This is a genomic window from Vibrio sp. 99-70-13A1 (assembly GCF_013114625.1).
Classification (GTDB): Bacteria; Pseudomonadota; Gammaproteobacteria; order Enterobacterales; family Vibrionaceae; genus Vibrio.
The window spans coordinates 39,462-60,025 of the sequence record NZ_VTXD01000007.1; the positions used below are offsets into that span (position 1 = coordinate 39,462).

General features: G+C 42.4%; 17 protein-coding genes and 1 pseudogene. 5 read left to right on the plus strand and 13 right to left on the minus strand.

From position 1 onward, the window contains the following. Window positions 1-67 precede the first annotated feature (67 nt). From aroB to pilM, 7 genes and pseudogenes are all read right to left on the minus strand, one after another. Window positions 68-1,156, minus strand: a complete 1,089-nt coding sequence (gene aroB, locus F0226_RS07185; RefSeq protein ID WP_171735006.1) for a 3-dehydroquinate synthase — start codon at window positions 1,154-1,156, stop codon at window positions 68-70. Window positions 1,157-1,180: 24 nt separating this feature from the next. Next, on the minus strand, window positions 1,181-1,699 hold the full coding sequence (aroK, locus tag F0226_RS07190; protein ID WP_171735007.1) for a shikimate kinase AroK: 519 nt from the start codon (window positions 1,697-1,699) through the stop codon (window positions 1,181-1,183). 176 nt (window positions 1,700-1,875) lie between these two features. Beyond that, the gene (locus tag F0226_RS07195; protein ID WP_171735008.1) at window positions 1,876-3,585 is read right to left on the minus strand and encodes a type IV pilus secretin PilQ family protein; all 1,710 of its coding nucleotides are present in this window, start codon (window positions 3,583-3,585) and stop codon (window positions 1,876-1,878) included. A 59-nt stretch (window positions 3,586-3,644) separates the two neighbouring features. After that, complete coding sequence (locus F0226_RS07200; protein WP_171735009.1) at window positions 3,645-4,160, minus strand: pilus assembly protein PilP; 516 nt, start codon at window positions 4,158-4,160, stop codon at window positions 3,645-3,647. After that, entirely contained in the window at window positions 4,147-4,740 is a 594-nt protein-coding gene (gene pilO, locus F0226_RS07205) for a type 4a pilus biogenesis protein PilO (RefSeq protein ID WP_171735010.1), read from the minus strand. Before pilO ends, F0226_RS07200 begins: the two co-directional genes overlap by 14 nt. A gap of 124 nt (window positions 4,741-4,864) precedes the next feature. Beyond that, window positions 4,865-5,422 (minus strand): annotated as a pseudogene (locus F0226_RS07210) (PilN domain-containing protein); the annotation flags it as partial. Then, window positions 5,406-6,428, minus strand: coding sequence for a type IV pilus assembly protein PilM (pilM, locus tag F0226_RS07215; protein WP_171735012.1), 1,023 nt, complete (start codon window positions 6,426-6,428; stop codon window positions 5,406-5,408). The gene pilM and the pseudogene F0226_RS07210, both read right to left, overlap by 17 nt. Window positions 6,429-6,632: 204 nt before the next feature. On the opposite strand from pilM, the gene F0226_RS07220 reads away from it, so the two are divergent. Next, on the plus strand, window positions 6,633-9,278 hold the full coding sequence (locus tag F0226_RS07220) for a PBP1A family penicillin-binding protein (RefSeq protein WP_171735013.1): 2,646 nt from the start codon (window positions 6,633-6,635) through the stop codon (window positions 9,276-9,278). A gap of 110 nt (window positions 9,279-9,388) precedes the next feature. On the opposite strand, the gene oxyR is transcribed toward F0226_RS07220, so the two are convergent. Beyond that, window positions 9,389-10,291: a DNA-binding transcriptional regulator OxyR gene (gene oxyR, locus F0226_RS07225; protein WP_171735014.1), complete on the minus strand. Its 903-nt coding sequence runs from the start codon at window positions 10,289-10,291 to the stop codon at window positions 9,389-9,391. A gap of 222 nt (window positions 10,292-10,513) precedes the next feature. Here oxyR and F0226_RS07230 point away from each other — a divergent pair, with 222 nt between their 5' ends. Both F0226_RS07230 and F0226_RS07235 read left to right on the plus strand, forming a co-directional pair. After that, a complete protein-coding gene (locus F0226_RS07230; RefSeq protein WP_171735015.1) occupies window positions 10,514-11,242 on the plus strand; it encodes a glutathione peroxidase in 729 nt (242 codons plus the stop codon). A gap of 189 nt (window positions 11,243-11,431) precedes the next feature. Next, window positions 11,432-12,898 carry a dihydrolipoyl dehydrogenase gene (locus tag F0226_RS07235; protein ID WP_171735016.1) on the plus strand — a complete coding sequence of 489 codons (1,467 nt, stop codon included), beginning with the start codon at window positions 11,432-11,434 and terminating at the stop codon, window positions 12,896-12,898. Window positions 12,899-13,005: 107 nt separating this feature from the next. Here F0226_RS07235 and F0226_RS07240 read toward each other — a convergent pair whose 3' ends face one another. Continuing rightward, window positions 13,006-13,353, minus strand: a complete 348-nt coding sequence (locus F0226_RS07240; protein ID WP_171735017.1) for a RidA family protein — start codon at window positions 13,351-13,353, stop codon at window positions 13,006-13,008. Between the two features lie 87 nt (window positions 13,354-13,440). On the opposite strand from F0226_RS07240, the gene F0226_RS07245 reads away from it, so the two are divergent. Continuing rightward, window positions 13,441-13,692 (plus strand): DUF3624 domain-containing protein, encoded by a 252-nt coding sequence (locus tag F0226_RS07245; protein ID WP_171735018.1) that lies wholly within the window; start codon window positions 13,441-13,443, stop codon window positions 13,690-13,692. Between the two features lie 203 nt (window positions 13,693-13,895). Here the strand turns inward: F0226_RS07245 and argH are convergent, their stop codons facing one another. The 4 genes from argH to argC form a co-directional block, all read right to left on the minus strand. Further along, complete coding sequence (argH, locus tag F0226_RS07250) at window positions 13,896-15,770, minus strand: argininosuccinate lyase (RefSeq protein ID WP_171735019.1); 1,875 nt, start codon at window positions 15,768-15,770, stop codon at window positions 13,896-13,898. Between the two features lie 338 nt (window positions 15,771-16,108). Next, window positions 16,109-17,320, minus strand: coding sequence for an argininosuccinate synthase (locus tag F0226_RS07255; RefSeq protein ID WP_171735020.1), 1,212 nt, complete (start codon window positions 17,318-17,320; stop codon window positions 16,109-16,111). 120 nt (window positions 17,321-17,440) lie between these two features. Next, on the minus strand, window positions 17,441-18,229 hold the full coding sequence (gene argB, locus F0226_RS07260) for an acetylglutamate kinase (RefSeq protein ID WP_171735021.1): 789 nt from the start codon (window positions 18,227-18,229) through the stop codon (window positions 17,441-17,443). Between the two features lie 11 nt (window positions 18,230-18,240). Beyond that, window positions 18,241-19,245, minus strand: coding sequence for an N-acetyl-gamma-glutamyl-phosphate reductase (gene argC / locus F0226_RS07265; protein ID WP_171735022.1), 1,005 nt, complete (start codon window positions 19,243-19,245; stop codon window positions 18,241-18,243). Between the two features lie 153 nt (window positions 19,246-19,398). Between argC and argE the strand changes: the two genes are divergently transcribed. Next, the gene (gene argE / locus F0226_RS07270; RefSeq protein ID WP_171735023.1) at window positions 19,399-20,535 is read left to right on the plus strand and encodes an acetylornithine deacetylase; all 1,137 of its coding nucleotides are present in this window, start codon (window positions 19,399-19,401) and stop codon (window positions 20,533-20,535) included. Window positions 20,536-20,564 lie beyond the last annotated feature (29 nt).

A 20,564-nucleotide genomic window follows, 5' to 3' on the forward strand; every position in this document is an offset into this window, starting at 1 on the left:
TACTGATAAAATTGATCAGTAAATAGAGTTAGCTGCTAGGTATTACCCTAACAGCTTAACAACCAAACTAAAGTGTACGGCAGAAATCTATTGCTTGCTCAATGATATCTTGAGGTACATCAGCAACAACTTCAGCTGTACCAATTCCTGTTGGTAAAACCAAACGTAACTGACCAGAGAGTACTTTTTTATCTCTCATCATATGCTTCATGAAATCATCAAAAGACATACTTTCTGGTGTATGGATTGGTAGCTTTGCATTCTTGAGTATAGAAATAATTCGTTCAAGTTGCTCCTGTGAAATCAAACCTTGTAATTGAGCTGTTTTAGCAGCCATTACAGTACCTGAAGACACAGCTTCACCATGTAACCAATTACCATAGCCTAGTTCAGCTTCAATCGCATGACCAAATGTATGACCTAGATTCAATAATGCTCTGATTCCTGACTCTTTTTCATCCAAAGCAACCACTTCAGCTTTAATAGCACAACAACGAGAAATTGCAGTGATCAAAGCTTGTTCATCAAGTTGATAAAGCTTTTCTAAGTTATCTTCTAACCAAGAGAAAAAAGTATCATCATAAATAATGCCGTACTTAATCACTTCTGCGATACCAGCTGCAAATTCACGCTCAGGCAGCGTAGACAAACACTCAATATCGATAACAACAGATTTAGGCTGGTAAAATGCCCCAATCATATTCTTACCAAGCGGATGATTTACTGCTGTTTTCCCGCCAACAGAAGAGTCAACTTGAGAAAGCAAAGTGGTTGGAATTTGAACGAAGTCGATCCCACGTTGATAACAAGCTGCAGCAAAACCGACTAAATCACCAATGACACCACCACCTAATGCAATTACGACCACATCACGGCTGTAATTCCCTTCAAGCATGTAACTCATTACTGAATTGAACGTTTCAAGCGTCTTGTACTGCTCACCGTCAGGCAACTCTAAAAGAGAAGCTTGGCAGCCAACTTGTTCAAGTAAAGATAGAATTTTATCTGCATACAGTGGAGCAACCGTTACATTACTGATAACAACTACTTTCTGCTTTTCAGATAAAAAAGAAAGGTACGCCGGGTCATTAAATAACCCGGCGCCGATAGAGATTGGGTAGCTACGCTCAGCTAGATTGACCGTAATCCGTTCCATGGTTTTGCTCTCCGAAAAATGAACTTAACGTTCTTCTAGCATTTTTACGATCTGGTTGGCTACCACTTTTGCACTTTGATCATCAGTACGAACGGTATAGTCCGCCACTTCTTCGTATAGTGCATTACGTGATACCGCTAAGTCTTCTAAGACGTCGCGTGGATTGTCTGTTTGAAGTAAAGGACGCTTCTTGTCGCGGTTAGTGCGAGCAAGTTGCTTTTCAATCGTTGTTTCTAAATAGACAACGATGCCTCGTGCAGATAGACGGTTACGGTTATCCTTGCTCATCACTGAACCACCACCTGTCGCCAGAACAATACCTTGTTCGTCCGTCAGATCGTTAATTACAGATTCTTCGCGTTTACGGAAACCTTCCTCTCCCTCAACATCAAATACCCAAGCGATATCAGCGCCAGTGCGCTCTTCGATTACAGTATCAGAGTCTAAAAACTCCATGTGAAGTTGGGAAGCTAGGTGTCTACCAATTGTACTTTTGCCGGCGCCCATTGGGCCAACAAGAAAAATATTGCGTTTCTCAGCCATGTTTTTAGCAGTAATTTACAACGTTAATTCAATGACATCGCCACAAGGCAGGTCAGCACTCGTGCTGAAATAAAAAGGCCTGTGGCACCGATTCCTCACAGATAATTCGTGATAAGACCCGAAATTATCAAGGTTAGGTGCCACTAATGCAACTTTATTTTTAATCTAATTGTTCATTACTGAATCACAACTTTAGGTGTAACGAAGATCAGCAGCTCACTTTTACCAACATTTTCATAGCTACGGCTAAATAATGCGCCAAGTAAAGGAAGGTCTCCGAGCAAAGGCACTTTATCAACGGTGTTGGTCACACTGTGTTGAAAAATACCACCAAGAACAACCGTTTCCCCATTATTAACAAGCACTTGAGTGCCAATACGTTGTGTATCAATCGCTATCGCTTCGCCAGTACCAGTCTTAACAACTGCACCCGGTCTATCCTGAGTAACACTTAAATCTAAGACTAATCGGTTGTCTGGCGTAATTTGAGGGGTGACTTTCAAGCTTAAGACCGCTTTCTTAAATGCGACGGATGTAGCACCACTCGATGAAGACTCTAAATAAGGAATTTCAGTACCTTGTTCAATATAAGCCGGTTTCTTATTGGTCGTAATTAATCGCGGGCTCGAAATAATCTCAGCTTTCGATTCTTGTTGAAGTGCTGATAGTTCTAAATCAAGTAAAGTATCAGACCCTAATTTAGCAACTTGGAAAGCAATACTTGATGCCTGGGGTGATGTAGCGCCTAAGTTAACATTTAAGAAATCATCAATAGGTAAACCGCCACCTTCTTCACCATCACCGCCGCCACCGTCATACAAACCAATAGTGGCTAAATTGCTCTCTATAGAGCCCCCTATAGTATTATTTCCATTTGTTGAAGAGATGCCCCATCGAACCCCTAATTCATCCAAGTTACCCTCTGTAACGGTCACTATACGAGCTTCAATTTGAACCTGTTTAACAGGTATATCTAACGATTCAACAATTTCACGAATAACGGCAATATTTTCAGGTAGTTCTCTTACCAATAGGGAGTTAGTTCTCTCATCTATCGTGATTGAGCCACGCTCTGAAAGCATACTTACTGTACTATCACCACCAATCATTTCTGCGATTTCAGAAGCTTTAGCAAAATTGATTTTTACAATTTCAGACTTCAACTCACCTAACTCTTCTTCAAGTCGAGATTTCTCTAAAGCTTGCTGCTCTCTCAGATCAAGTTCAGCTTTCGGAGCGACCAAGATAACGTTACCGTCCACTCGCTTATCAAGTCCCTTAACCTGTAAAATAATATCAAGCACTTGTTGCCAAGGAACGCCATCTAGCCTCAACGTTAAGTTTCCTGAGACAGAGTCTGATACCACCAAATTAAAGCTGTTGTAATCAGCAATCAACTGGAGCACGTTTCTGACTGGAATATCCTGGAAGTTAATTGAAATTAGTTTTCCTTCTTTCTCAAGAACACTCTGTTCAATAACAGGTGCATCTTCTTCTAATTTACTAATCACAACCTCAATGAAACGACCTTTAAGAGTATATTCATAATGATAATCTTGGTCGATGGATGCTAATAATCGCGTACTTGGTGATTCACGGAACACTTCGATAGTCTCCACAAGCGTAGAGAAATCTTTAACATCAAGCATGTACAGCTTATCATCCGCCACTTGAGTACTAAGCAACTCAATACTTAACCCCTCTTGCGCTCGCTGAACATCGACCACTGTTGAACTGCTTTCTAGTTCAATAATGATCACGGCATCTTTATCTTTGTTTAGTCTAAAATCGATACTCTTCAGTTCATTGGAAGACGTTTCAGCTTGCGTTACTAGCGCAAAGCTCAAGGCAACAAAGAGCAAAACACTCTGAAAAACCTTATTCATATTCACAGCTATTCCTTTAATCATAATTACATCTCATATCCACATCGTGTGAAATCGGGTTACTTCAAAGCGAGCTTGACGTTGCGCTTATGCCAACAACCTAGACCATCTGGAAGGGTTTCATTTATCAGAACATATTTGTTGGTCACTTTAATAACTCGACCATTATTCAATCCTATGAACTGACCTTTTTGAATTTTCACTACATTCCCAATAGGAGTTTGAACTAAGCCAGAAACAGAAGAACCGCTCCCCATCACCCCTTTTAAGCGCAGTTTATTCAACGGGAATTTTTCTAACTTTCCGTTTTTAGAGCGATAACTAGGTTGCCAGCAATCTTTTTTGGCAATCGGTTGGTCTTGTACAATCGCTTCTTTAGGCAGGACAAAAGGTCCTCTAGGGACTTGAGGATCATAGATTGCAGCAATAAATTCAGAAGCGGGCTTTAATTGAGCCACTTCTTTTCTTGCTTGCTCTTCCACTTTTGATACGAACTCTTCCAAAGAATCTTGATTCGCTTTGCACCCCGTCAGCATCACTAGCAGGATCAAATAAGCCAATTTATTGGGCTTCATCTCTCACCTCCGGTTTAAACTGATAGGTATAAGCTCTTACACGGAAGTGAAGCGTGCTACTTTCCTGGCTAACTCGTTGCCAATTCACATCATCAAAGCTGATAATCCTTGGTAACTTGGCAATCGCCGCAGAAAAATCACCAATCTCATGGTAATCGCCTGTTAGCTCGATATTGAGTGGCAAACGATAAAGAAACTCTTTGTTTTGCTTTTCACCCCAGTCAATACGAGTAAAAGTCAGTTTGTTGTCCAGACCCAGTTCGTTAACCGCAGCCAACATGCTTGCCAACTCTTTTTGAACAGGTAATTGCTGCAGTAAGTAGTCATAACGGCTAGTTAACTCATTCAGCTGCTTTTGCAGTTGAGGTAAGGTGGCAACTTTATTCGCTTTAATTCTCAACGTCGTTTTCAATGTTTGCTCTTGTTGCTTTAATCCTTCTAACTCATCATTTTGTGGCATCAAATAGAACCATGCACCAAAGCCTTGAATAATCAGCATCAGTAATAAAACCACGAGTATTTGAGGGAATAACGGCCATTCGGTGATCTCATCAATATCGAGTTCTTGTAAACTAACCATTCAACACCTCCTGGCTTGCAATGAGTTCCAACTGGCTAGTCACCTTCGAGATATATTGTTCTTGCCATATTGACTGCATTTCAGTCAAAGATTGCCGAACAGTAGTGGCGTCGCTTTCGATCGGATTTTGTAAAGATAAAGGAGTAAACATGAAAGAGACTTTGAAAGTCTGAAACTCTTTATTGAAGCGTTTCTTGTTATGCACGATGGAGTGCATTTCAACATCACTTAAAGAATCTGAACGTTCAAGATTATCGAGCATTGTCGCTAAACGTGCGGTGCTATCACTGATCCCTGACATTTCAATTTCTTGACCATTCATCTTAATTTTATCTACATAAACCCCTTCAGGAACTAGGTTTGGCATTAAGTTCATGAACTCTGTGGTTTTATTTCTGCCAGACTGAAGAGACTCAACCACATCTAAACGAGTCAGAATCGATTTATGCTCCTCTTCTGCCACTTTTAATGACTGTATTTGAGTGTCGAGTTGAGCGATATATTGCTGTAAATAATTCAAGCGAGCTTGCTGATGAGATTTTTGCTCATGGAAATAGTTACCCACCATCCACTGAGCAATCACAGCGACTAGAGTTCCTAAAACAACTAAATTGATGAAGCGTTTCTTATGCTGAGCACGAATCTCATCACGCCAAGGTAATAAGTTAACTTGATGCAACATGCTTCACCTCTCTCCACTTAAGTCCACTGATCGCCATTCCTGCGGCAATACCAAAACTCTGCCAATCGGTATGCATGCGTCGTCTCTTGGATAATTTATTCTCAAATAAAGAAAGAGGGTTCAGAAGCTCGCAGCTCAGCCCCAACTGCCTTTCCAGTTCCTCAATTAACATCGGGGTATTGGCACTTTCCCCCATCAGCCAAATTCCTGAAAGTGGTTGTGCAGAATTCACTGAAGAATAAAGCTGTAATTGCCGCTTTAATTTTTCAATAAAATCATTAATGTACTTTTGATTTTCTTCTGCGCTACCAAATGCACTCGTTGCGTGATTATCTGCGCCTACATTCATTGACCCATTACCAAAGGAAATGTCTTTATAAAAAGCAGGGCTGCTCTGAGGCATTGTCCCCAAAGACAACTGATTCAGCCCGACATCGACGAGTAACCAGTTTCTTTTATCTGGATTTAACCGAGATGCTAATTGCCAGATATTCAATAAGCCGTGTGCGTGAATATCCACAACCACAGGCTCTAACCCTGCTTTTTTTACGGCTAAGGAACGACTTTCTACGACTTCTTTTCGAGTAGCGTAAACCTGATAGCTTGTTGTTGAACTTTTACCAAAGCGTTTTTCTTCAACTTTGACAAAATCTAAACTGAGGTCTTCGATTGGAAAGGGAGATTGATGGGCGAAGGTTTGATAAATAGAAAACTCTTTTTCTCTATCTTCTAACTCGCTTTCAATTTGAAGTACTTTACTAATAACAGAATTGTCAGGGATGGAAATCGCGACCTTTCGACTAAACAAAGGTAACTCTTTTTTAAGTTCTTTGAGTTTCTTTACAATTTCCTGATACTCGAAGGTATGATTATCAGAGAAAATGTCGTCCGAAATAGGAAGCTCTTTATATCCAATTAATGCATATAACTCCCCTACGGGTTTGAGAACCACAGCTTTAATACTGTGGTTACTTATATCTATACCGATGACTGATGATGAACCCATTTTACCTAGCTCCTAAAGCCTCGACTTGAGACAATGGTCTAACATTATCTATGTCTTAACTTTTTATTGAGTTAGCTTATCGTTGGCTTAGTTCTAAGGGGTTGAGATTATTAGTTAAATAAGCGTTAATAAACGAAAGCTAATTTTTAGCCTAGAGTACAAGAGATTGCTGCCTATCAGCCTTAACAAATCAGGGATTATCCGGTGAAGTTCATAAAGCGATTATTCATATTTACATTGATTTGCATGATTCTTGGAGTCGGTACAATTTTTGGGTTCTATTATTATGTAAAACCTGAATTACCAGATGTTGCAACTTTGCGCGATGTCGAACTCCAAACACCTATGCAAGTGTTCAGTCAAGACGGTAAATTGATTTCACAATTTGGTGAAAAACGCCGTAACCCAGTGAAGTATGAAGATATTCCACAGCACTTAATTGAGGCTTTGATCGCAACCGAAGACAGCCGTTTTTACGACCACCCGGGAATCGACCCAATTGGTATTACTCGTGCCGCTCTAGTAGTTGCGATGTCAGGTTCAGCGAAACAAGGTGCAAGTACGATTACTCAGCAGCTTGCGCGTAACTTTTTCTTATCGAATGAGAAAAAGATCATGCGTAAGATTAAAGAGATCTTTATTGCGATCCACATTGAGCAACTTCTTAGTAAAGAAGAGATCTTAGAGCTATACGTAAATAAGATTTTCCTTGGCCACCGTTCATACGGGTTTGGTGCCGCTGGTCGTGTCTACTTCGGAAAAGATCTTTCTGAGCTTACTCTTAGTGAACTTGCGACTTTAGCGGGTATGCCTAAAGCCCCTTCAACAATGAACCCTATCTATTCTTTAGAGCGAGCAACCAATCGTCGTAATGTCGTTTTAATGCGTATGCTTGATGAACGCTACATTACTCAAGAAGAATACGATGAGGCGCGTGCTGAAGAACTAACCTCGAAATACCACGGTGCAGAGATCAAACTAAGCGCTCCTTATGTAGCAGAAGTTGCACGAGCTTGGATGGTAAAACAATACGGTGAAAATGCTTATACTTCAGGCATGAAGGTCTACACCACTATTGACTCTAAACTGCAAAAAGCCGCGAATAAAGCCGCGATTAATAACCTTTTAGCTTACGATGAGCGTCACGGTTATCGAGGTGCTGAAAAAATCCTTTGGCAAACCGAGCAATCCATTTGGGATCAAGAGCAGATCATCAAGCACCTGAAGTCACAACCAACTTATGGCTCTCTTTTGCCAGCAGTCGTGACTGGTGTTACCAATAAAACAGCCACAGCTTGGGTGAAGAACAAAGGCGAAGTGACCATTGAATGGTCAAACATGAACTGGGCGCGCAAGTTTTTGACGGATGAACGCCAAGGTTCAGCACCTAAACAAGCTCAAGATATTCTTGCTCTGGGTGAGCAGATTTGGGTACGCCGCGTTGATAACATGGCTGACCCCTCTTCTGAAGAAACTGAAACCGAAACAGACATCGCTATCGATGAAAATACTCCAGAAGCAGTTGAAGCAATCTGGCGTTTAAGCCAAGTTCCTAATGCCAATACTGCCTTTGTCGCGATGAACCCTGATAATGGCGCGGTGTTGTCTATGGTCGGTGGCTTTAACTTTGTTCATAACAAATTCAACCGTGCGACTCAGTCTATTCGACAAGTCGGCTCTGGTATCAAACCATTTATTTACTCGGCTGCTATTGATGAAGGCTTAACACTGGCCTCATTAATCAATGACGCGCCAATTAACAAGTGGGATAAAAGCCAAGGCACCGCGTGGAGACCTAAAAATTCACCACCTACTTATGTAGGTCCAACTCGCTTGCGTATTGGTTTAGCTCAATCGAAAAACGTGATGGCAGTGAGAGTACTGCGTGAAGTCGGCTTAGATGATACTCGTAACTACCTTACCCGCTTTGGTTTTGATATTGATGAAGTGCCACGCTCAGAAACTATCGCGCTGGGTGCGGGTAGCTTAACGCCAATGGAAGTGGCTCAAGGTTACTCAGTATTTGCGAATGGTGGTTACTATGTTGAACCATTCTACATTAGTCATATAGAAACACCGTTTGGTGAGATTGAATTCGAAGCTCAACCTAAAGTGGTTTGTCACCAAGATTGCCAACCACAAACGGATTTAGTCGATCTATCATCGCTAGAGCCTGCGAACCCCGGGAGCACAGTTCTAACAGAGACTGAACTTCCGACTGCCTCTATCGCCGATGAATTTAATGAGCACGATGTACTAGAAGAGCCACAATTTGCTCCTCAAGTTATTTCTGAACAAACGGCATTCCTAGTTCGCGAAATGATGTACAGCAATATTTGGGGTGGTGGTAATTGGCGTGAAGGTACTGGTTGGAATGGTACTGGCTGGCGCGCTCAACCACTCAAGCGTCGTGACATTGGTGGAAAAACAGGTACAACCAACGATTCAAAAGACACTTGGTACAGCGGTTATGGGCCAGGTCTTGTCGCAACGGTTTGGGTTGGCTTTGATAATCACAACCGTAAGTTAGGCAGAACAAAAACCAACAATAACCTTGGTAAAGGGCAAACAACAGGGGCAGAAGCTGGTGCTAAAACGGCGCAACCTGCATGGGTTGACTTCATGAGTATGGCTTTAGCTGATGTGCCTGCTCAAAGAAAATCATTACCTGAGAACATTGTAAGAGTAAGAATCGATCGTGAAACTGGTCTATTAACTAACAAGTCCGATGGTTCATCAATGTTTGAATATTTCTTAAAAGGCACTGAGCCAACAGAATTCATTAACGAAACATTTAGTAATGACATTTACTCAACATCCTCTGGTGAAACTGAAGAAGAGCTATTTTAACAAAGCCGTTCATTTGGTCTAGATAAAGGGCAGATATTGAAAATCAATATCTGCCCTTTTTTAATCTTAACTGTAGCAACTCACTCTAGTCATCAAGCCTAGTGTCATACCTAAAAACGAGAGCTGACTCGCTCAAGTTGCTGACTAATCACTTCAGCAAGTTGCTCAAAACGAGGTCTTAATGGTGAACCAGGGCGATACGCCACCACAATACGTCGTGATGGCGTAGGGTTTACTGCGGGTAAATAACACACCCCATCTTTTTTCTTTTCGCTTGGAATCGATAACTCTGGTAATAGAGTAATTCCAGCTCCAGCCGCCACCATATTGCGCAAGGTTTCTAAACTCGTGGCTTTGAACCTTTCATCATCTTTTGCGCCCGCTGCAAAACAAAAGCCCAATGCTTGATCGCGTAAGCAATGACCATCACCTAAAGCTAAAACGGTTTGACCATTAAGCTGCAACATATCAACGCTGTCTTGTTTTGCCCACTCATGGTCACACGGTACTGCGACGCTCAAAGGTTCATCATAAACATCAATCTCTTTGAAAGCCGCCGTTTCATCCACTGCGGCCAGTACCAAGCAATCCAATTTGCCATCTTCTAACTGACTCACCAGTTGATGGGTCTGAGCTTCATGCAAATAGAGCTCAAGATCTGGGAAGCTCTCTTTCAGATGAGGTATAATCTTAGGCAAGATATAAGGACCAACTGTTGGAATGAATCCAATATGCATAGGACCTGTCATAGACTCTCCATGCCCGCTAGCCATTTCTTTAAACGTCTTCACTTCCGCTAAGATACGCTTTGCTTGATCGACAAGCTGCAGCCCAGATTCTGTAAAAATCACTTTTCTTGGACTACGCTCTGTTAGCTGCAAACCGATTTCATCTTCCAGTTTACGGATTTGCCCACTAAGCGTTGGTTGGCTGACAAAGCACGCCTCGGCAGCTTTTCTAAAGTGTTTATGCTCAGCAAGAGCCACTAAGTATTCAAAGTCACGAATGTTCATGAGCTGTCTCTTACCTCTGGTTTTAATAAGAACATGGGTCTGAATGGAAATTTTTTAGGATAAATTACTTTTGATAGAATTTACCTATCAAAACCATAACATCAAACGATTAGAGCTATCAAAGAATTTATCTAATAATGGGCTCAACGAAACGAAACAGAGCAAAGAAAAACGTTAAGCTCTGATAGAACAAAATTAAAAATACTATTTAAGGAAATCAATATGTTTGCATCTAAAGAAGGTCAATCAATCCCTCAAGTAACATTCCCAACTCGCCAAGGCGATGCATGGGTTAACGTAACGACGGAAGAGCTATTCAAAGACAAGACAGTTATCGTATTCAGCCTACCAGGCGCGTTTACACCAACCTGTTCTTCAAGCCACCTACCTCGTTACAATGAACTGCACTCAGTGTTCAAAGAAAACGGCGTTGATGACATCCTTTGTGTTTCTGTAAACGACACGTTCGTAATGAACGCATGGAAAGCAGACCAAGAAGCTGAAAAAATCACATTCATCCCAGATGGCAACGGTGACTTCACAGACGGCATGGGTATGCTAGTTGAGAAAAACGACATCGGCTTCGGCAAACGTTCATGGCGTTACAGCATGCTGGTTAAAAACGGCGTGGTAGAAAAAATGTTCATCGAAGAAGACGTACCAGGCGACCCGTTCAAGGTTTCTGATGCTGATACTATGCTTAACTACCTTGCTCCTGAACACAAAGAGCAAGAGTCAATCACAGTATTCACTAAGCCAGGCTGTCCTTTCTGTATGAAAGCGAAACAAAACCTAATCGACAAAGGTCTAAACTACGAAGAAGTGGTTCTAGGTAAAGACGCAACAACAGTAAGCCTACGTGCAATCTCTGGTCGCACAACAGTTCCTCAAGTATTCATCGGTGGCAAACACATCGGTGGTAGCGAAGAACTAGAAGCTTTCCTAGCTTAATTGCTTAGTCGCTAATAATCGCTTAAACCTTTAAATAACTTAAGCGATACCAGCTAACCCACCCTCTTGTGGGTTAGCTACACCTAATAAACAAAATCACAAAACTGACCCGCAATCCTAACTCTCAAAAAGTCATCAGAGTTGGAGGGGTTCGTTCAAACTAAATTTAGCCATTGCGAGAAAATTATTATGAAACAAGTCAATGTAGATGTAGCAGTTATCGGGGGCGGTACAGCAGGTCTAGGTTCTTACCGCGCTGCAAAAGCACACACTGACAGTGTTGTGATGATTGAAGGCGGTCCTTACGGTACAACCTGTGCTCGTGTTGGTTGTATGCCATCTAAACTGCTTATTGCAGCCGCAGAAAGCGTACACCAAATAGAGAAAGCTCCGGCTTTTGGCGTTCACCCACAAGGTGATATCGTGATTAACGGTCGTGAAGTGATGGACCGAGTGAAGTTTGAGCGTGACCGTTTTGTTGGTTTTGTTTTAGAAGGTGTTGATGAAATCCCAGAGCAAGACAAGATCTCTGGTTACGCAAAATTTTTAGACGACAACACACTACAGATTGATGACCATACCGTTGTGACCGCTAAACGCATTGTTATTGCAACAGGTTCTCGCCCTGCATACCCTGCAGTTTGGAATGAACTGGGTGATCGTCTGATCATTAACGATGACGTATTCAGTTGGGATGACTTACCAGAATCGGTTGCGGTATTTGGCCCTGGTGTTATTGGTCTAGAGCTTGGTCAATCACTACACCGCTTAGGTGTGAAGACAAAGCTATTCGGTTTAGGTGGTCAAGTGGGTCCTGTAACCGACCCAGAGATCATGGCTTACGCAGACAAAGCCTTCAATGAAGAGTTCTATCTAGATGCTGATGTAAAAATCGAAAGTATGATACGTATTACTACTGAATCAGGTGAGCCACGTGTCGAAATCCAGTTCATCAATAAACAAGGTGAACTAGAAACTAACGTCGTTGAATACGTACTAGCAGCAACAGGTCGTCGTCCTAACACAGACAAACTGGGGCTAGAGAACACTTCTCTTGAGCTTGATGAACGTGGTGTACCAATCGCCGATCACTACACGCTACAAACATCACTACCATCTGTATTTATCGCAGGTGACGCAAGCAACCAACTGCCTCTTCTGCATGAAGCAGCAGACCAAGCACGTATTGCTGGTGACAACGCAGGTCGATTCCCTGAGATTCGTGCAGGTCTACGCCGCTCTAAAATCTCAGCGGTATTCTCTGACCCGCAAATCGCGATGGTTGGCGAAACGTACAAAGAGATCACTACTCGCTTAGGCACATGTGGTTGTTTCGCAACAGGTGAAGTGTCTTTCGAGAACCAAGGTCGTTCCCGAGTGATGCTACGCAACAAAGGTATTTTGCACGTATACGGTGAGCAAGGTACAGGGCGCTTCCTTGGTGCTGAAATGATGGGACCAAATGCAGAACACTTGGCTCACTTATTAGCATGGGCACACCAGAACAAGATGACGGTTTCTGAAATGCTAGATATGCCGTTCTACCACCCAGTAATTGAAGAAGGTGTACGAACAGCTCTACGTGATTTGAATGCGAAACTGCACCTTGGCCCTGAGATGGTGAAACACTGTCTAGATTGTGGTCCTGGCTGTTAATCTCAGTTCACTCGAAAAATAGCAGCTTGATCTGCGAGCAACGATTAGATACTAAAAAGGAAAGCCATGAGCTTTCCTTTTTGTATTTTTATCCGCTAGAAAAACTATTATTTCTCAGCGGCAACCACAGAGATTTCAACCAATAATGCTTCACGAGCCATATCTGCAGTAACACATGCACGTGCAGGTGCATGGCCTTCAGGAACCCATGCATCCCAGACAGCGTTCATTTCTTGGAAATCATCCATAGTTTTAATATAGATAGTCGCTGACAGCATATGCTCTTTGTCACTACCAGCTTGTTCAAGTAGAGCTTCCACTTTATCAAGCATGGTTTGAGTTTGCTCTTTAATGCCTTGAGTAGCATCGGCACACACTTGACCACATAAATAGATCGTCCCATTGTGCTTCACAATACGGCTCATACGTTGCTTCGTTTCTTGGCGCTCAATCATCAACTTTCTCTCTCTAAGCCACCGTAATTAAAAATCCGATGACGTGTTATTATCTAGGCAATAAGCATAACGCGAATTAAACCTAATATGACATGTGTTAGATGCAATAAAACTGAAAAAATCACACAGAAACTTGGCCGCTGCCAACGCTGTATGAATCAACTCACAGTGTTATCTATTCTTAGCTGGGGCGTATGGTGGTTATTTTTCAAAGAAGATCCAAAAACAATTAATGCCATTGCGTTGATGATGGCAGCTTGTGCGTTTAGCGGATTGTTAAGCATTCATTTAGTGATGAAATTTGTAATCCTTCCTCTTGGAAAAAGAAACGCTAAATAACTCGTCGATAAACACTAAAAAGATAAATAGACAGATTAACAAACGACAGATAGAAAAAAGCCCCAAAACCAATCGATTTTGGGGCTTTCTTAGATAAATCTAAGAAAAAGCAGTGGTACTTTAATAGACCGGACTTTTCTTAATTTGTTCCCAAAAAAGATCAGATTTTTGATCTTTTATTTAGGCATAATAAAATCAATACCTTATGCGACGTTAACTTTAGCGATAATCTGCTCAACTAAATTCACTTCCAATGCAACTTCATCACAAGCATGCTGGCGAGGGCATTGGTCACAATCTTTCAGAACTTTCTCAGGCAACAATGACTTAGATGTTGGTAAGAAGTCATGCTTCATAAAGAACTCAGGGGTACGAGTCAGTACAAACACTTTCTTAATCGCCATTTGGCGCGCTTTATCAACAAGGTGTTGAACTATCGCAGTACCCTGCCCTTGACCTTGCCACCCAGCTTCAACACCGAGTGAACGAATTTCAGCTAGGCCAGAATCATATACGTAGAGTGATGCACAACCTGTCACCTCGCCGTGATGTTCAGCGACCGCAAACGAACCGATATCGCGCACCAACTCATTACGGGAACGAGGGAGGTTTTCACCCATGTTAGCCCAGTAAGCCACCATGCCTTCCAGTGCTTCAATATCGGTTAGACGAGCTGGACGCACTTTCACAATTGAAGTATCACGCTGCGATAAACGCTTCTCAGCTTGGTCTACAGCATAAGCCACTTGTTTAGGAGAAACGCCGCCCAATGCGCTACGCTTTTCTAAACAAGATTCAATGGTTAAGATGTCGTAAACATCATCTTCTATCACCTCAGAGAACTCTTTCATCTCTGCGATGGTTAATTCTTCTAGTGCACAGCCTTTTGAAATTGCAGCGACAACCGTCACACCCACAATGTGGTGAGCTTCACGGAACGGAATGCCTTTCGCTACAAGGTAATCAGCCAATTCTGTAGAGTTTGCGTAACCTTGTTTCGCCGCTTCAAGTGTACGTTCGCCGTTCACTTTAATGCCGTCAAAACAAAGAGCCGCCATTTCCATACAATCATTCCAAGTGTCTAAAGCGTCAAACAGACCTTCTTTATCTTCTTGCATATCTTTGTTGTATGCCAAAGGCAATGCTTTCACTGTCATCATCATTGCTGCTAATGAACCGTATACACGGCCAGTTTTACCACGGATAAGTTCTAGCGCATCTGGGTTTTTCTTTTGTGGCATCAAAGATGAACCTGATGTCACTGTATCTGCTAACTCGATGAAGTTTGATTCACCTGAGTTGTAAAAAATCATATCTTCTGCAAGACGCGAAAGGTGAAGCATAGAGATAGAAGCTATCGACATCAGCTCCATCACATGATCACGGTCAGATACCGAATCTAGAGAGTTACGTGTTGCACGACGGAAACCTAAGTTGTGAGCTAACTCTTCACGGTCCATCGGGTAAGCGGTTCCGGCAAGGGCACCAGAACCCAGCGGACATGTATCTAAACGCTTAATTGCATCACTTAAACGAGAGTAATCACGCTCAAGCATTTCAACGTAAGCCAAGCACCAGTGAGCAAAAGTTACCGGCTGAGCACGTTGAAGGTGGGTATAACCAGGAAGCACGGTTTCTTGATGCTGAGAAGCAACGTTCACCATTTGGCTTTGCAGACGATCAAGCGCTAGCAATAGTTGATTACCTTGCTGACGACACCATAATTTAAGGTCTGTCGCCACTTGGTCATTACGAGAACGGCCAGTGTGAAGCTTTTTACCCAAATCACCGACTTTACCGATAAGTTGTTGCTCCACCCAACTGTGAATATCTTCTGCATCAGAACGTAGAATCTGTTCAGGATCCTCCATCACTTCAAGTTTTAGCTCGTTCAGTGCAAGCTCCAGTCTTTGCTGTTCTTCTTCTGTTAGAACATTGACTGAATGAAGAGCTTTAGACCAGGCAATTGAGCCCACAATGTCTTGCTCAGCGAGACGGTAATCAAAACGAAGAGAGTCGTTAAAATCTTTAAACCGTGTATCTGCTGCTTGGGTAAATCTACCGCCCCATAATGCCATTGTGTATCTCCTAATTGCACAGTGCTCACTGTTTTTGCAAATGATAATTCTGATTAAGATTCAGTATTTTTCTGATGGTTTAAACTTACGGCAATTCAAATTAAAAATAAAGTATTAATTCATTATTTTTACATATTTATTCATCAAAAAGATCATCCATTGATTCTTTACAGCGTGAGATGCGAATTATATGTCATTAGATACAAAAGGCCGATGCCCATTTACTAAGCAAATTGACCAAGAAAAAAACCCATTCACTAATCAAATAGCAAATGGGCTTAGATATCTCTATTTTCAAACTGTAGGCTTAAAGCGGTAAGCTAAGTCTTTATTCAGTTTTACTTTTGGCTATTCAGAGCACGAATACGGCTTGATAGCGAGTAAAGACGGATGAAACCTTCAGCATGGCTTTGGTCGTAAACTTCATCTTCACCAAAGGTTGCAAACTCTTCTGAATATAGGCTGTTATCAGAACGCTTCTGAGTCACCGTTGCATGACCTTTGTAAAGTTTGATAACCACTTCACCATTCACGTCTTGTGCTAGTTCTTCTGTCGCTGCAAGAATTGACTTACATAGCGGAGTGAACCAACGACCGTCGTATACAAGGTGAGAAGCTTTAACACCTAGCTCTTCACGGAATTCGAATGCCGCTTTATCAAGAACCAGTTGCTCGACTGCACGCAAAGCTTCCATCATAATTGTGCCACCTGGAGTTTCATAACAGCCACGAGACTTCATGCCAACAAGACGGTTTTCTACTATATCGATACGACCAACACCGTGCTTTGCACCTTTCTCATTTAGGTAAACCAGTGCGTTGTATGGCGTCATTGTTTCGCCATCAACCGCAACCACTTCGCCTTTTTCAACTTTAAGCGTCACTGTTTCAGATTCGTTTGGTGCTTGTTCAGGGTCTACAGTCCACGCCCAGCAATCTTCATCAGGTGCGTTCCATGTATTTTCTAGAACACCGCCTTCTGTAGAGATGTGCCATGCGTTTGCATCACGCGAGTAAATCTTAGTAAGAGAAGCCGTACAAGGAATGTTACGCTCTGCTAGGTAATCTAGGCACTCTTCGCGGCTCACTAGATCCCACTCACGCCAAGGTGCAATTACGTGTAGATCCGGTGCTAGTGCAGCAAATGCGCCTTCAAAACGAACTTGGTCATTACCCTTACCGGTACAGCCGTGACATAGAGCGTCAGCACCGACTTTACGTGCAACTTCAACCTGAGCTTTCGCAATGATTGGACGAGCCATTGAAGTACCTAGCAGGTATTTACCTTCGTAGTAAGCGCCAGTTTTTAGTGTTGGGTAGATGTAATCTGCCACCATCTCTTCTTTAAGGTCAGCGATGTAACACTCAGAAGCACCAGATGCGATCGCTTTCTCTTCAATGCCAATCAATTCTTCGTCGCCTTGGCCAACATCTGCGACAAACGCAACTACTTCACAGTCATAATTCTCTTTCAACCATGGAATGATTACTGATGTGTCTAGACCGCCAGAGTAGGCTACTACAACTTTCTTTACGTTAACTTTGCTCATTTTATTTCTCCTAATTTCCATACTGCACATGGCGGTCAGCGTTGGAAATGACTTTAATAGTTATATGCTTGTACTAAATATTTTGTCTAAAATTCTTTAAGTAGCGACTCACCATGAGACCTACTGAGGTAAAAACTGTGTTCCTATGCTCTTACCTGAAAAAAGTTGTGTTAGCTTTTCTGGGTATCGCCAAGTGGCAACTTCGATTGGTCGTCCTAGGTCGTTCGCGGCTTCTAATGCAGCTTGGACTTTAACGATCATGCCATCTGTAATCACTTTCCCTGTAATAAGGTCATCAGCTTGCTGTTGGTTGAGGCTTGGAATCAAATGACCTTTGCCATCCAATACACCGCTTACATCAGAAAGCAGCACCAATTCAGCATCCAAAGCACCTGCAACCGCAACGGCTGCTTGATCTGCATTTACATTCATTAATTGACCATCATTCGTTAAGCCAATTGAACTAATAATAGGTAGGGCACCTGCATTAAGAATGGCTTGCAGAACAGTTGAGTCACCCGGCTCAGCTTTACCTACAGCACCCAATTCAGGGTTTAACTCGCTAACTTTACACAAACCACCATCAGCGAGACTCAAACCAACAGCATTCAAACCATCTTTAATCGCTTGACCTTGAAGTAACTTGTTCGCTGTGCCTGCAAGTGCACCTGCGATCAATGGAATTTGATCATAAGGGGTCACACGTAGCCCCTCTTTTTTTACGGTTTCAAGGTTTAGCTTGTTCATCAAGTCATCAACAAGGTAACCGCCACCATGCACAATCACAATTGGACGCTGAGCTTGTTGTTGGTAAGTAGAAATAGCACCAAATACTTGAGTTAGCGTATCAGGAGAAGACAGTGCAGCTCCACCTAACTTTATGATTAATGGTTGTTTATTAAGGCTCATGACAAGATTCCTTACACTAGCGCAGTTAATGACTGAAAGCCATACCGTAAATTTAAACACTGCATCGCTTGGCTAGATGCACCTTTTAACAAGTTATCAATCGCAGACACCACGATGATATGCTGACCTTGAACCTTCCACCCTAAATCGCAAAATGGCGTGTTTTCAACGTCTTGAATTCTTGGTAGCTTATCTTCAAGAATTCTGACCGCAGGCTTACCTTGGTAAGCTTGCTCAAAAGCTTCTTGTATCTGTTGTTCTGTCACGCCTTCAGCCAGTTTCATGGTGATAGTCGCTAGAATGCCACGCTTAAAATTTCCAAGGTGCGGCGTGAAAATCACATCACACCCTAAGTGGGCAGCAATCTCTGGCTGGTGGCGGTGAGTAAAAACGCCATAAGGCTGTAAGCTCACTTCACAAAAGCTATTCACCATGCTCGCTTTACGACCGGCTCCCGTTACACCACTGGTCGCGTTAATCACTGGCCATTGGTTTTCATCAATCAAATTAGCTTCAACCAAGGGTTTAATTGCCAGTTGTGATGCTGTTGGATAACAACCTGCTACCGCGACCAATTGAGCTTCTTTGATTTCTTGCTCATTCCACTCAGCTAAACCGTAAGCAGCTTTATCAAGCCATTGATCATGTTGATGCTCGAAACCGTAGAATTCTTGATAAAAGTTTTCACCTTTCACTCTAAAAGCACCCGATAGGTCGAATACTTGGCAATCGTTCTCTAGAAAGATTGGCGCTAGGTCATGACTTACTTCATGCGCAGTCGCTAAGAAAATTACATCTGACTGCTTTGCCACTTCTTCAGGGTTGATTAACGGTTGCACTGGCATATCAATCAGCCCTGCTAACTTACCGTGAAGTGCCGCAATAGGTTTACCTGCGTCTACACTATTGGCTGAGACATATAAACCTGATAGCGTGAGCTCAGGGTGTCTATTTATCATTAGAGCCAGTTCTGCTCCTGTGTAGCCGCTTGCGCCAATGATCGTCGTTTTCAGCATCTCAACACATCCATTCTTGAGGTAAGTTACATTTCAAATTTGACTATTCATACTTAATTTTTAGCTTTATTTGATTTCTTATGCATTAAATATGATTTAATATGTGTTTTACCGACTTATGGTTTTCCTGTCAATAGTAGAAGTGAAGTTATTATGCAATTACCGAGTTTTCTTGAGGTCTATAAAGGCCTGATTTCCACCGACTCCATTAGCTCGACCGATCCAAGCTGGGATCATGGCAACGAAAAAGTGATCGAAAAAATGGCTCAATGGTTTAAAGATGTAGGCTTTAGCGTTGAGGTAATAGAGGTCGAACCCGGCAAGCATAATATGGTCGCAAAGATGGGTTCTGGCGAAGGAGGCTTATTGCTTGCAGGGCACAGCGACACGGTGCCGTTTGATGAAGGACGTTGGAACTTCGACCCTCATGCACTGACAGAGCACAACAATCGCTTCTACGGATTAGGCACAGCCGATATGAAAGGCTTTTTCGCTTTCATCTATGAAGCGGTAAAGAAAATGGATTGGAGCAACCAAACCAAACCACTTTATGTTTTAGCTACGTGTGATGAAGAAACTACCATGCTGGGCGCTCGACATTTTACTGAAAGTGCTCCTTTTAAACCGGATTACTGCATCATTGGTGAGCCAACAAGCCTAGTGCCAATCCGTGGGCATAAAGGTCATGTTGCCAATGCTGTGCGAGTAACCGGTAAATCAGGTCACTCTTCAGATCCAGCTTTAGGCGTAAACGCCATCGAAATCATGCATGAAGTGTTATTTGCTTTAATGCAGCTGCGTGACAAATTAGTCAAAGAATACCATCACCCAGGTTTTGCTATTCCAAGCCCTACCCTAAACCTTGGTCATATTCATGGTGGCGACAGCGCGAATCGCATCTGTGGCTGTTGTGAACTGCATTATGATGTTCGTCCTTTGCCGGGGATAAGCTTAGATGGCTTAGACAACATGCTGCGAGGCGCACTTAAAGAAGTAGAAGCTAAATGGCCAGGGCGAATTGAAATCACTCCATTACATGAACCTATTCCAGGATACGAATGCCAACACGACCACCCATTTATTGGTGGCATGGAGTCAGTTTGTGGTACAGCCTCTGAAACCGTTAATTACTGTACTGAAGCCCCCTTCCTTCAGGAACTCTGCCCAACACTAGTGTTAGGACCAGGTTCAATTGATCAGGCTCATCAACCTGATGAATTCTTAAGTTTTGACTTCATCGACCCAACTATTGATGTTCTGAGTAAATCGATACGTAAATATTGTTTCTAGTTATTACCAGTTTCTAAGTTAAGAACAAA

Coding starts and splice junctions, on each gene's coding strand:
- F0226_RS07240 (WP_171735017.1), bottom strand. CDS start 13,353: ATGATTGAGCGCCAAGAAACGAAGCAACGTATGAGCCGTATTGTGAAG.
- F0226_RS07200 (WP_171735009.1), bottom strand. CDS start 4,160: ATGAAGCCCAATAAATTGGCTTATTTGATCCTGCTAGTGATGCTGACG.
- pilM (WP_171735012.1), bottom strand. CDS start 6,428: ATGGGTTCATCATCAGTCATCGGTATAGATATAAGTAACCACAGTATT.
- F0226_RS07255 (WP_171735020.1), bottom strand. CDS start 17,320: ATGAGCAAAGTTAACGTAAAGAAAGTTGTAGTAGCCTACTCTGGCGGT.
- argH (WP_171735019.1), bottom strand. CDS start 15,770: ATGGCATTATGGGGCGGTAGATTTACCCAAGCAGCAGATACACGGTTT.
- aroK (WP_171735007.1), bottom strand. CDS start 1,699: ATGGCTGAGAAACGCAATATTTTTCTTGTTGGCCCAATGGGCGCCGGC.
- F0226_RS07245 (WP_171735018.1), top strand. CDS start 13,441: ATGACATGTGTTAGATGCAATAAAACTGAAAAAATCACACAGAAACTT.
- F0226_RS07230 (WP_171735015.1), top strand. CDS start 10,514: ATGTTTGCATCTAAAGAAGGTCAATCAATCCCTCAAGTAACATTCCCA.
- argC (WP_171735022.1), bottom strand. CDS start 19,245: ATGCTGAAAACGACGATCATTGGCGCAAGCGGCTACACAGGAGCAGAA.
- F0226_RS07235 (WP_171735016.1), top strand. CDS start 11,432: ATGAAACAAGTCAATGTAGATGTAGCAGTTATCGGGGGCGGTACAGCA.
- aroB (WP_171735006.1), bottom strand. CDS start 1,156: ATGGAACGGATTACGGTCAATCTAGCTGAGCGTAGCTACCCAATCTCT.
- F0226_RS07195 (WP_171735008.1), bottom strand. CDS start 3,585: ATGAATAAGGTTTTTCAGAGTGTTTTGCTCTTTGTTGCCTTGAGCTTT.
- argB (WP_171735021.1), bottom strand. CDS start 18,229: ATGAGCCTTAATAAACAACCATTAATCATAAAGTTAGGTGGAGCTGCA.
- pilO (WP_171735010.1), bottom strand. CDS start 4,740: ATGGTTAGTTTACAAGAACTCGATATTGATGAGATCACCGAATGGCCG.
- oxyR (WP_171735014.1), bottom strand. CDS start 10,291: ATGAACATTCGTGACTTTGAATACTTAGTGGCTCTTGCTGAGCATAAA.
- argE (WP_171735023.1), top strand. CDS start 19,399: ATGCAATTACCGAGTTTTCTTGAGGTCTATAAAGGCCTGATTTCCACC.